General features: G+C 48.0%; 12 protein-coding genes. 4 read left to right on the plus strand and 8 right to left on the minus strand.

Annotated elements, in window-relative coordinates; translation table 11 throughout:
• Nucleotides 1-483: 483 nt before the first annotated feature.
• A complete protein-coding gene (locus ACPLPM_RS13075; RefSeq protein WP_424357215.1) occupies nt 484-1,086 on the minus strand; it encodes a hypothetical protein in 603 nt (200 codons plus the stop codon).
• Nucleotides 1,087-1,479: 393 nt separating this feature from the next.
• On the opposite strand from ACPLPM_RS13075, the gene ACPLPM_RS13080 reads away from it, so the two are divergent.
• Nucleotides 1,480-1,788, plus strand: coding sequence for a hypothetical protein (locus tag ACPLPM_RS13080; protein ID WP_424357216.1), 309 nt, complete (start codon nt 1,480-1,482; stop codon nt 1,786-1,788).
• A gap of 421 nt (nt 1,789-2,209) precedes the next feature.
• Here ACPLPM_RS13080 and ACPLPM_RS13085 read toward each other — a convergent pair whose 3' ends face one another.
• The 4 genes from ACPLPM_RS13085 to ACPLPM_RS13100 all read right to left on the minus strand — a co-directional run bounded on the left by ACPLPM_RS13085 (nt 2,210) and on the right by ACPLPM_RS13100 (nt 4,940).
• Nucleotides 2,210-2,431, minus strand: coding sequence for a hypothetical protein (locus ACPLPM_RS13085; protein WP_424357217.1), 222 nt, complete (start codon nt 2,429-2,431; stop codon nt 2,210-2,212).
• An 81-nt stretch (nt 2,432-2,512) separates the two neighbouring features.
• Nucleotides 2,513-2,968, minus strand: coding sequence for a hypothetical protein (locus tag ACPLPM_RS13090; protein ID WP_424357218.1), 456 nt, complete (start codon nt 2,966-2,968; stop codon nt 2,513-2,515).
• A 551-nt stretch (nt 2,969-3,519) separates the two neighbouring features.
• Nucleotides 3,520-3,936: a type IV pilin gene (locus ACPLPM_RS13095; protein WP_424357219.1), complete on the minus strand. Its 417-nt coding sequence runs from the start codon at nt 3,934-3,936 to the stop codon at nt 3,520-3,522.
• 518 nt (nt 3,937-4,454) lie between these two features.
• Nucleotides 4,455-4,940 (minus strand): type IV pilin, encoded by a 486-nt coding sequence (locus ACPLPM_RS13100; protein ID WP_424357220.1) that lies wholly within the window; start codon nt 4,938-4,940, stop codon nt 4,455-4,457.
• A gap of 750 nt (nt 4,941-5,690) precedes the next feature.
• Between ACPLPM_RS13100 and ACPLPM_RS13105 the strand changes: the two genes are divergently transcribed.
• Nucleotides 5,691-6,719 (plus strand): beta-ribofuranosylaminobenzene 5'-phosphate synthase, encoded by a 1,029-nt coding sequence (locus ACPLPM_RS13105; protein WP_424357221.1) that lies wholly within the window; start codon nt 5,691-5,693, stop codon nt 6,717-6,719.
• A 357-nt stretch (nt 6,720-7,076) separates the two neighbouring features.
• Here ACPLPM_RS13105 and ACPLPM_RS13110 read toward each other — a convergent pair whose 3' ends face one another.
• Nucleotides 7,077-7,598: a winged helix-turn-helix transcriptional regulator gene (locus tag ACPLPM_RS13110; protein WP_424357222.1), complete on the minus strand. Its 522-nt coding sequence runs from the start codon at nt 7,596-7,598 to the stop codon at nt 7,077-7,079.
• 224 nt (nt 7,599-7,822) lie between these two features.
• Between ACPLPM_RS13110 and ACPLPM_RS13115 the strand changes: the two genes are divergently transcribed.
• Complete coding sequence (locus ACPLPM_RS13115; protein WP_424357223.1) at nt 7,823-8,077, plus strand: hypothetical protein; 255 nt, start codon at nt 7,823-7,825, stop codon at nt 8,075-8,077.
• A gap of 4 nt (nt 8,078-8,081) precedes the next feature.
• Nucleotides 8,082-8,339 carry a hypothetical protein gene (locus ACPLPM_RS13120; RefSeq protein WP_424357224.1) on the plus strand — a complete coding sequence of 86 codons (258 nt, stop codon included), beginning with the start codon at nt 8,082-8,084 and terminating at the stop codon, nt 8,337-8,339.
• An 11-nt stretch (nt 8,340-8,350) separates the two neighbouring features.
• On the opposite strand, the gene ACPLPM_RS13125 is transcribed toward ACPLPM_RS13120, so the two are convergent.
• Both ACPLPM_RS13125 and mch read right to left on the minus strand, forming a co-directional pair.
• Entirely contained in the window at nt 8,351-10,435 is a 2,085-nt protein-coding gene (locus tag ACPLPM_RS13125; protein WP_424357225.1) for a winged helix-turn-helix transcriptional regulator, read from the minus strand.
• 323 nt (nt 10,436-10,758) lie between these two features.
• Nucleotides 10,759-11,715 (minus strand): methenyltetrahydromethanopterin cyclohydrolase, encoded by a 957-nt coding sequence (gene mch / locus ACPLPM_RS13130; protein ID WP_424357226.1) that lies wholly within the window; start codon nt 11,713-11,715, stop codon nt 10,759-10,761.
• Nucleotides 11,716-11,773 lie beyond the last annotated feature (58 nt).

Below are 11,773 nucleotides of genomic sequence, written 5' to 3' on the forward strand. Positions count from 1 at the left end.
GGCATCAATCAGAACTTACAGTAAATTATGGGCAAATTCACAACCGTTAGTTAATGCATTGTCTCCGTGTCGCCGTGGATTAAAAAAGAAGTTGAGTTGTTCGAGAGTCACCCGCCTCTGTGTCGCCGTGCCGCCGTGGTTCAACCAGTAAGTCTTGCTCTACCGGTTCGCCTTTGTCTCCGTGTCGCCGTGCCGCCGTGGTTAGAATAATTGATCTTGTTACCCTACTTCGATTTGTCTCCGTGCCGCCGTGCCGCCGTGGTTAGAACAATTGATCTTGTTACCCTACTTCGATTTGTCTCCGTGTCGCCGTGCCGCAGTGGTTCAAATATTTGATCTTCAGTTGCCAGGATAAAGAGCCGTGCAGACATGGTTGAAAGCGTTGCGTCTAATATGCTGCTCATGGTTAAGGTATTACGTAGTGTCGTTAGGGTCGGGACGACAAAAGATATCAAAAAAGATTGGGCATTAAGCTGATAGCGCTTAATGCGTGGTCGAAGCCGCAGTCGGCGTCATGGTGAAGGTCTGGGGCGCTTTGGCCGAGAAGAAGACCATGACTGCGCTGGAGGTCTTATACCCGGGCTTTTCGAGGCTCATCAGGTACAGGCCCTGGGGGAAACCGTCGATGACGAGGTCGCCGTTGGCGTCGGTGGTGCCCATCAGGTACTTGTTGTTGTAGACGTTCACGCCTTCGATGCCGTGCTTGGTGTTCTTGTCAGTGATATGCATCGTAAGCTTCAGGGTGTACTTTTCGGGTCCGACCTTGACCACGACAGGCTTGTGAGTGAAGTCTGCGGACACGGTGGTTTCGTTGATGCCCTTCATCGAGACAGTAACCGAGTGGTTGCCCGTGAGAGGCTCCTTCAGCGTCAGGTTGCCGCTGGCGTCAGTCTTGCCAACCTCAGCGCCGTCGATCTTGACCATGGCACCGGAGACCTTGTGGCCCATGGTGCCGAGGATGATTGTGACGTCCGGGGTTGCGGAGGCTGCGGCGTGCTCTGCGGCAACTGCTACCTGGACAGTAGCCAGCGATACCAGCACAACAGCCGTCAGTGCGATCAGCTTGAGAATAATCTTCTGAACCATATTCTTTACCTCTATCGGCGATAGCTGTAACTATAATAACGTGCGAGCAGATAACCTTTTTTGTTTCCGGAGAAGATCGCCGTGAAACGATTGAAAATTATTATTCATGCGTGACTCGAAAAAACGAACGCTGCGCTGTGCTCGTTACTGAGTGGCCAGTATTTGGTGGATGTTGCACCTGACCCGTGAACGTGGACGAACGCTATATAAACAACCAGAAATCCACAGCCCAGCGTTCGTCTTATTTTTGACGCCGGCACGATAGCAACCTCCGATCAATACAGTTCAGAGCTTGTTCCCCCGAAACTCGCGAGATGATCACGGCTTGCCCCCCAGTTCAACCCGTGTTTTCTTGCAGTCCCGTATTAAAATCCGCCAATCGTAGATCGTACCATGGAAGACGCAAAAACAGACCATAAGCTGCATGCCAGCCTCTCGGGGTTTTACAGGTACCTGAAGGCCGTGTACAAATTTCCGGAAGAGCAGGTGAGGGGCATCATCGCATGCAACGGCATGATCCTGCGGCGGATCAACAACCTGACATTAAGCTTATCGGATCTGGACAGAATCCGGGTCTACATGAGAGGTTTAGGGCTCACAGGGGAGACCATCAACCTGTACGTCAGATCGTTCGTATTTTACGTCACATATTTGGAACAAGCGAACCGGATGAAGGCCGAGGATCAATCTCGGCTGACATAGTTATGCATCAGTCATTAAATTGAAAAATTAAGTATTGATAATTTACCGATCAGGAAGCGGTGACAACGCTATTGTATATCATATCTTTTTTCAGTATTGTGCAAACTTATATAGGATAGGATAACAATCGACTATCGAATAACAAAATGCCACTTCAGATCGTACTCTCTACTGATGCTGAGAAAGAACTACACAAGATGGATGGGTCGATAAGGAAGATATTCATCCATCGGATTGCTCAGATAGCAGAGAAACAGCCACCACCTACTAAGTTCTTACACCTAAACGATCGAATATGGTGCGTTGATGAGATCGGCAGTGAAAAACGCTTACCATACTATATTGAAAATGGTAAGCTGTATATACGGCATTGTTTCGACGATCATAAAGACTACGACAAATGGTGGAAAGAAAAGATGAATTAAGCGAACTTTTCTTCAAACTCAGCTAAAGAATAGGTGTGAGTTTCAGTTTTGCCGCTTTTCATATCTTCGACGTCTTTATTGATAGCATTGATCACGCCAATACGTTCATCTTCACTTTCAGGCGTACGCTCAACCCATACCTGAGTAGCATTTTTAGGTTTAGTTACAATTGATGTAAAGGAAGAGATGTAATGCCCTATTGCAGCCCATGACATCATACAGCGTACCCTCTATCGTAATTTTATGTAAGGTTTTGTACGTAAATAGTTTCTGCAATAAAATATCTTGTCAAATACATTTTATGGAACAGTCCCCGTCCAGACCTGGTACTCGGTGTTATCATTGTAGCAAGCCACAACGGTTACCTCAGCCCCGGAGTCGACCTGGAAATACTGGATCGAGCCAGGCTGGGGGCCGACATAGGAAGCCGACGCAGCAGCGGCTGGATATGTGACAGTGCTGGCCTGGACACCGTTCACGAAGACCTTGATACCGTCCGTGCCGGGCGTGCCTTGCTGGAGCATTTCCGAATTCATGCCGCCCATGTTTTGGACAGAGATGATTCCCGTGCCCTGGCCCGTGCTGGCAGCAATGCGATCGACTGTCACGCAAACTAGCTTACTTTGTTCAACATTGCTCGACGAGAGGGCAATAGCCGATACCATGGCAGCGAGAGTCGCCGTTGCGAGGAGTAGTAAGATGATGCCCATTACAGTAGACATCCCCTGCCCGTTTTTTCGTTCAGGGTTAAGCATAGTAAGAATAGCCTCCACAGATAATTGTCTGCCAGAAAGCGCCGATGCCCTGCAAGCTGGAGAGGTTTATATGTCAGGCGGATATTTTGCTGCACTAAAGCACAGATTGATCAATTTCTAAGTGCTGCAGGGCTTAATTGAGATATTTAGTCGGCGCTATTTACAATTTAATATAATAATATTAAACTATATAAAGGTTGCTTATTAATCGTTTGTTTAGATTAGAGGATAGAAGTTGAGCCCGTAAATTTTTTTGGATATCGTGAAGATGCCAGAATAAGGAGTATAACGCAGGTGTCTTAAGCCGACATCGACCCATGACCGGCTTAAGACAACTACGGTTTGTTGTTTGTTTGCTTACCACTTCTCAGGATTGCAGGTTTTCGAGTATTGCAATGCCTGTTTTTAGAGTATGTGGTTGGGGATAATGAAGGTTCTGTATGCTTGTTGTAATTGCAGAAGTGAAATGCTGCCGCATTATAAAAGTTAGAAACCCATAATATGAAAAGACCGTGAGAAAAAGAAAAATTAAAAGATAGTGAACCGGGCGTTTATACGTCCGTTTCACCGATTACCTGCTCTTTACCATCCTTGAACTTACCAGTTACGATGACGTGGGTCGGGGTAGGCGCGTTTGCGGCCGGGATCGTAATGGATCCGCCAACAGTCTGAAGAGCAATCTGGTTAGTCAGCGAAGTGTTTGCAGTTGCGGAGGTGCTCGGCTGGTATGAGATGTTAACGTAATCCAGCTGGCCGACATCCGGACCACCTGCATTGGTAATCAGGACGTCACCGCTTGCGGTCTTCTTGATGGTTATGCCCACAGTGTAAGGCTTGCTGACACCGTTCGACATGCTGAACACGAATGCAGCAATAACTGCTGCGAGGATGACCGTAATGGCGACCATTAAGATAACACCGATAACGGCCGATACGCCTTCATCATTCTTTGCGAATTTCTTAACCATATATATCTCCACCATTGGTCTCCGGCCGGATGGCCAGAGTGACCATTTTTATGCGAAATCGCATTTTGCGCCGGTTACAGATTCGTCGACATTTTGCCTGTTTTTCAACAGACATTTACTCACCCTTTATTTGACGATCCTGCACAAGTGCATTTCGCCCATATTAATGGGTATAAATTGGATTCGTTCCAACTTATTCTATGCGACTTTGCCTACTTGCCTATTTAGCTTCTGTCTATAAATAACTTTCCTATACGGCCTCTGTTTTGAAAATAGCTTTCAAATTCACAAGTTTTACAAAATTTAAGCTTGAAATAAACACAATTTTCATATTGCATGAAAACTTTTTGGATATTTGCTTAGAAGTCGATAAATTATTCCAGATTTGATGAGTAAGTAAAATATAGAAAGTTAATTACCAAAATAAAAGTAAAATTTGGTTTCAATTAATAATGGGGAGTAAAGAAAAATTATCTGAAACAAGAATCATGTAAAAAAGAAAAAAGGAATCAGACACATTAAACGTCTGCTTCGCCGATTACCTGGTTCTTACCATCCTTGAACTGCCCAGTTACAATGACATGAGTTTGGGTACCACTAGTCAATTCGCTACTTGGAATTGTGAATGATCCGCCGACCGGGTGTAACGCGTCTATATCATAATTTGAACTTGCATTTAGAACCCCAGTTGGCACAGTTGCATTGTATGCAGGGGTCGTACCCGTAACTGTGATGTATGCGGGAGTACTTGAGCCTTTTTGGAATGACATAGTAACGAAATCAAGCTGTCCGACATCCGGGCCTCCGACATTAGTAATAATGATATTACCAGCAGTGTCCTTCTTAATTGTAATGCCCACAGTGTAGGGCTTGCTGACACCGTTCGACATGCTGAACACGAATGCAGCAATAACTGCTGCAAGGATGACCGTAATGGCGACCATTAAGATGACACCGATAACGGCCGAGACACCTTCATCGTTCTTTGCGAATTTCCTAACCATATATATCTCCACCTGATCTCCGGCCGGATGGTCGGAGTCATATGTATTGTAATACCCTTGTAAGTGTGTACAAATTGTTGATCAGGAAAAGCAGATTATACAACCTACTACCTTAACGGCAGTAGTTTGCACTATTGCGATCCCCCCACTTCAACGCAATATTCACACCAAAGGCCCGGAAATCAAATTAATTACATTTCCGGGGATTACATTAAATTGTACTATAAGAGTATGCATATATAAAGCTTTCTTAATAAGGCTCTGTTTTAAAATTCATGCGACATTTGCACTAATTTCATGGCAAAAAAGCCAAATTTTGATTCTATTTAGAATATAGTGAATAATTTTTCATTAGAAAAGAATGAAGTGTGAAATATTGTTCAATAACCGATTAAGTCAGAATACCTTTATTGATTGCGAAGCCTAAAAGTGTAGTAGTAGCCAGCATTGAATTGCTAATGTATTTACCTTTAATCGCTTATACCCCACACAATATGCCGCTTTATGGGTGAAAACACAGAATCTATTTATCCCCAGCCGCGCTTATTCTCCGAAACCTCTAAGCTTCATGATCATATTATATGAAGTGTTTACGCGTCTGGATAAAGATGCGCCAAACGGATAGCCGGTTACCTCGGCAGCTCCTTTGTTTATTTTGGGAGATTCTTGCCGTATCGACAAATGTCGATAACTAACTATATAAGCGATTAGCGATAAATGATTGCCACTTAAATGCAGGTTGACTGACCCATGAGAATGAAGATTACGACGCCTTCACGTCTGCATTTCGGTCTGATCGATTTTAACGGCGCTCTTGGCCGTATCGACGGCGGAGCTGGCGTTGCCATTAATAGTCCTCGCAACGTGCTATCGGTCCGGGACTCGGATTCTTTTAAAGTTAATTCCCCCGAGCCGGAGCTTATCGAGGGCATTGCTAAGAAAATTTGTAATAACCTGGGGAAGCCCCTGCCGAATTTTGAAGTCACCGTCGAAGAAGAGATCCACAAGCACGCGGGCTTCGGCTCAAAAACTCAGATTAGCCTCGCGCTGGCTTATGCGATCTGCCAGCAGTATGGGATTACTTATACCAGTATCGAAGAACTGGCCAGATTAGTGAGCAGAGGCGGCACTTCGGGGATCGGAGTCAGAGCTTTCGATCGCGGCGGCTTCATTCTCGACTGCGGACATAGCTACGGCCCGGGCAAGGAAAAGACATCCTGTTTACCTTCATCTGCCTCTAACGCCAAACTGGCTCCCCTGGTTATGAGATGCGACGTGCCCGAGCACTGGCGGTTCGTGCTGGTGACGCCTTTGTATGACGAAGGCTCTCATGGCAAGTCTGAAGTTGATATCTTCAAATCATCGTTCCCCATCAGGGCTGCCCAGGTAGATCGTATCTGCCGTATTGTTTTAATGCAGATGGTGCCGGGCATCCTCGAGCAGGACATCGAGACCTTCGGCAAAGCCATCAATGGCATCCAGTCCATCGGCTTCAAGAATATCGAGGTCAAGATCAAGTCACCGCTGGTACCGAATATGCTGACCATCATGGACAACGCCGGCTCGTACGGCAGCGGCATGAGCTCGTTCGGCCCGACTGTGTTCGGCCTCACGGACAGTGACAGAAAAGCCGAAGAGATCCAGAAGACAGTTTGCGACTACCTCAGCGACCTGGACATCGAGTGCCAGAGCTGGATAACTGAGCCGAATAATAGTGGCGTACTAATCAGCAGTTCCGAGAAGCAGAAGAATGTGATCAAGGGTACTGCTCTGAGCTGAAAAAGAAGATATATAGAAACCCTAAAAATCTTATTATTATCATTCTTGAATCAGATAACCCAGTACTCTGGGCTATGCGTATTCTACAATATAGGTGGTATGAGACAGCAATACGAACGCTGCGCTGTGCATACTTGATTGCCCGGACAACGTGAGATAGCAACACGAACGCTGCGCTGTGCCAGGATCACAGATTCCGACAGATGCCACAGATTACACAGATACTAATCGAAGAGAAATGGATAGCCTATCTATACTTTTATTCTATGGTCATCTGTGAAATCGGTGCAATCTGTTTCAATCTGTGATCCTGGCACAGCGCAGCGTTCGTCCACGCTCGCGAGCACAGAGACAATCCTATTTTGGAGTGCCCTGAATACTTGATAATATTAATACCAGATATTGCTCGGCGGTCTTATACGCTGCTTTTTCCCCTTTAGCGCTCGTCTTCACCACTACCCCCCTTACAGCCAGCATGCGCATGCATCGGCTGACCACGCTCTCCTGCACCCCAAGTGATGCGGCCACTTCGATGTTCTGAATCCCGGGCTGTGCTATGATCGCTTTTAGGATCTCTTTGACGTGAGGCCGCCGGAGCATGGAGACGATCATCTTTTCCTCGTCCGTAAAAGTATTCGAATTCTTGAAGTACCGGACATACTTGGTGCCATCGTTAAACGAGGATATGCGGTGGTTAAGGGAAAGCATCAACAGATGATAGCGGGCAGTCCCGATGTTTAAGTCGAGGCTTCTCTTGATGTCGTACAGCGTCAGCCCTGGCTCATCTTCGATCAGCTTCATGACCCGGTCCCTGTTCCCGCTCCGGTCGAAGATCGTCAGAGCTGCTACCGTGAGAAGAGATAAGCCGCCTCGATACACTATTGCTCACCAATCCCTAAACATGCGATGGTTAATATATAGTTTCTGTCATAATCTGTTAATTATAGACTGGATTAATAAAGGATGTAGCGTAGATGATATCAGTTGTTATTATCATAAGATCCTCCAGAGCATAACAGAGCGCATGCGGCAGACCCCCCACCACCATTATTCAATACATAAAAATTAAATAGTTATTACGTATCTATTATGTATGACAAATTATGGCCCTGACAGTAAATCTAGGCACTCCTTACGAGGCTATCATAGAAAATCTCATCAGAAAGGGCTATGCGGGCACGCAGGCTGAAGCGATCAGGCACGCGCTCGCGTTCTACGAGAGGTACATCGAAGAAGAGGAAGTCAGGCTCGTGAATAAAGGGATCGAGGATGCGATGGCTAAGCTCGAGAGCGGCCAGGCGAAAACGTCTTCCCTGGAAGAAGTAAGAAAGAGGCAAGCCAAAAAACGCGGCCTGTGATATAGTGGAAATCAGACTATTTGAACAGGCTGAAGAAGACCTGGACAGGATGGAAAACGCCATCTATGACCTGTTCAACAAGCACATCGAGAAAATTGCGCAGATGCCACCACGCAGGCACCTTAAGTTTGGATTACCGTTCAATGTAGAAGAAGTTGGGCAGGGAAGAATTATTTTTCAATACAATAGTGATACGTTATACATTATTAGATGTTTTACGTCTCACAAAGAGTATGAGAAATGGTATAAGTCGTTCAAATGATGTGTAAACCCTTATACCCTGGGGAACTTGGTAGAAGCGATTTGATCAGTGGCATACCCCGGTGCTGCGAAGTAGGTATTAAAAATCGTTCGGTATCGCTCTTCGATGGCGTAGCAAGACCCTTCCTTTTTCCGGATGTTTCTGGTAATAACCCCGCTTTCCTGAAGCTCTCGAAGATACTTGCTGACAGCGCTCTGGGGCATGTCCAGCTCTTGCGATAGCTCAATGTTGCTGGAGCATCGCCCTTCGGCGATCAATGCCAGCAGCCTCCTCATCGGCTCCCTTCGGACTAAGGCGATCGCCCGCTTTTCATCCTCAGTATAGCTGTGGGAGTTTTTGAAGTACCGGATAAATTTGGTATCGTCGGTATATGCCGATATTTTATGGTTCAGCGTAAGGACCAGAAGGTGATATCGTACGGTCCCGATGTTGAAGCCCAGCTGCCTGGCCAGGTCGTGCTGCGTCAGCCCGGGGCGCTCGCAGATCAGCTCGTGTATGGCGTTCCGGTTCAGGTTCTTGTCAAGCTTCGACCGGGCCCGGGTGATGGTGCCGGCCACTAAAAAGCGCAATATTAAATACACGGTTGCTGCGATCAGGCCTGCCGCCACGTCGACGGTGGCTGCAGAGAACCCTCCGTCACGGGTTTCATAATAAACGGTACCGTTTTGCTCGGTCATTTTGATGACGTAGGAATCGGTCTGTTTTTTCCACAGCAAGTTACCGTCTCGGTCGTAGGCATATAGGCCTCCTGCGTACGTACATTTCGATTCGCCATAAACAACAGGAGTCTCGTAGTTGAAGGCCCAGAAGCTCACATAGACCATTTGATCTCCTGTCAGTATTTGCTGGTACGTCTGGTTTTTAACGCCGGGATAGTCTGGCGCCGGGGAGTATATCTCAATTTCGTCGACCGACAGGTTAGCGGTGAAATCGGGCTCGAACTGGTACCAGGGGAAGATCATGCTCGCCGATTCGCTGTCGAGAGTCACAGTTCTCCGGGGGCGGGGCGAAATTTCTTCGTCCCACAAGAGTTCTCCTTCGATGACATCAAAGGCGCTGATGGTCAGAGTACTCAGATCGTCAAGGCCGCCGTCCGGAGAATGCCCGGGAGTCATCTCGTACAGAATTCCGTCCGATAGCAGGCTGTTGAAATAGAAGTTGGCTGAGAGGTCCCTGGCAGCCACTTCGTCACCGTCTGGGGTGAGGGCTCTGATCTTGTAATAGTAATCACGATCGGAGGGGTAAGCTTGTACGACGTAGATGCGATCGGCAGAGTCGAAACCCATCGGGAACGTGGAGACCCCGTACGATTTAGTCCACGCCAGGCTGCCTGTGCTATCGATTGCTGCGACGCCGTCGTTAAGGAAGACGTAGATCAGGTTATCGTGACCGGCAATCGAATAGATAGAATTGCTATAAACTTGGCCCATACCAAGCTCTGAAAGATTCCTGCCCCAGGCTATCCTGCCATCGGAAGTATACGATTGAAGAATCCAGCCATCATCCGGATACTGGTACTGGATAGCGTAAATATCCCCGGATTCGGCCACGGCAGGAGGATAAAATATGCTGCTGATTTTCCATTGCATGGTACCGTTCTGATCAATGGCAGTTATGTCGTGGGTATTGTAGAGATAGATAGTATGGTTTGCCGCGTATAGCCGGGCGTTATACAGAGTATAGCAGGGCTGGCTCCAGAGTAATTGACCATCACCGGAGATTGCGACAATTTCACCTTCGCCCTGCCAGAGCACGAGATCCTTGGGCCTTACCAGAAAGCAGGTGCAGTCGTCAATTGTTGCGGCCTGGTAAATGCTGACGTCGGAAAAGTCAGCCATGCCGCCTTCGGGCTCGGGGAGCCGGAGGTCCCATTTTAACTCCCCAGTCTGCCCTATTGCATACATCAGGTTACCGTCGATGGTGATGAACGTGTCATTGCTCCCGACGTACATGGTATCGGTTCTCTGGAAGGAGGTATTTAACGACCATTCGCTGGCTTTAATAGCTTTTTCCGAGAGCACCACCATGCCCAGGGTTACGGAGAGAAAGAGCAGGAGTGTAATGATTGTTACGGTAATGAACTGGTCTTTCTTCATCCCATCACTATACGGTTAATCTGCGGAAGCTTAGATATAGGTTCTCTCATAATCGTATAATTTTTATGTAGATACCCTGTAACAATAAGCTCGTCAAGGCCAAAATCGCTTCTGGATAACTCCGGTTATCCCTCGTAGGGTCCGGTTTGGGTGACATATAACCCGAGGAGGGTCGTGAGGCAGGGCTATTGTAGTACAGTTGCTATCAGTCTCTGAATTAGGCTTTTATCCTGATCGCATTACTGTTTGTTAGGCAGGGTGCGGGTGATTTTTTTCGTTTAAAAAAAGGAAAGAATGCCCGTTCCGGGCACACCAGGTCACTCTCAGAGCTTCTTAAAGCCAAAGGATTCCATGCAGACGTCAGCGTTGATCGCGCCGGCGATGTAGGTCTCGCCAGTGGAGATGTCGTTGACGACTACTTCTGCGGGTGCAAAGATGCCCGGGTCGAGCTTGTAGAAGTCGAACTTGGCTTCCTTGAACACGGTGTAGAACGGCTTGCCGTAGTCCTTTGAGGACGAGGACGGGATCTTGGGGACGAAGTCCTTGATGTTGCCGCCGTCGACGGTTAAGGTTACGCTGCCGTGGTAGATCGAGGCGTCGTTGGTGGTGCCCATCGCGACTGCCGCGTCCTTCTTGACGGGCGGAATCGGGGCGCTGCCGAAGGCGCTGACGATGTGCCTGGTGTCGAAGCCGAGCTCTGCGAGCTTGTAGATGGCCATCTCGACGACCCTGCCGGCGATCTGGACGGAGCCCACGGGGCTGTTGGTCGGGGCGACCAGGGCGACGACATCAGAGGCGTCTACGCCGCATTCGCTGGCGATGTAGTCCATGACCTTCTCGTTGGGCAGCTTGTCTGCCTCGAGAGCGATGACTGCGAAGTCGTAGTCGTCCTCGTACTCGATGACTTCGTAAGTGTGCTTGGGCTTGAGCGCGAGCGCCCTGGCGGGGCCGGAGCCCATCGCGAAGAAGCCTTCCTGGGAGATCCTCCAGCCAGCCTTCTGAGCTGCCAGGCAGGCAATGCTCGGGAAGTCAGTGGATACCTCGATGAACGGGTAGAAAATCTCGTGCTTGAGCTTCTTGTGAGTCAGGCTGGTCTGGGCCAGGCCGCCCATGCATACCTGGGTAAACAGCAGTCCTGCCTCATAGCCGGCTTTCGCCTTCACGCCGCAGTCGATGACAACGGAATCGTTAGCGAGGGTGTGAGGCTCGATCTTGTAATCCTCCGCAAAGTCGAGCATCTCCTCTACGATAGAGTAAGAAATCTCGTTGATGCTAATCAAGAAATATCACCTAAAGGTTTATGGCTGGCCTATGATTTTAATGTTTTCGTTTAGAGAG

This window comes from Methanocella sp. MCL-LM (genome assembly GCF_049676595.1).
Lineage (GTDB): Archaea > Halobacteriota > Methanocellia > Methanocellales > Methanocellaceae > Methanocella_A.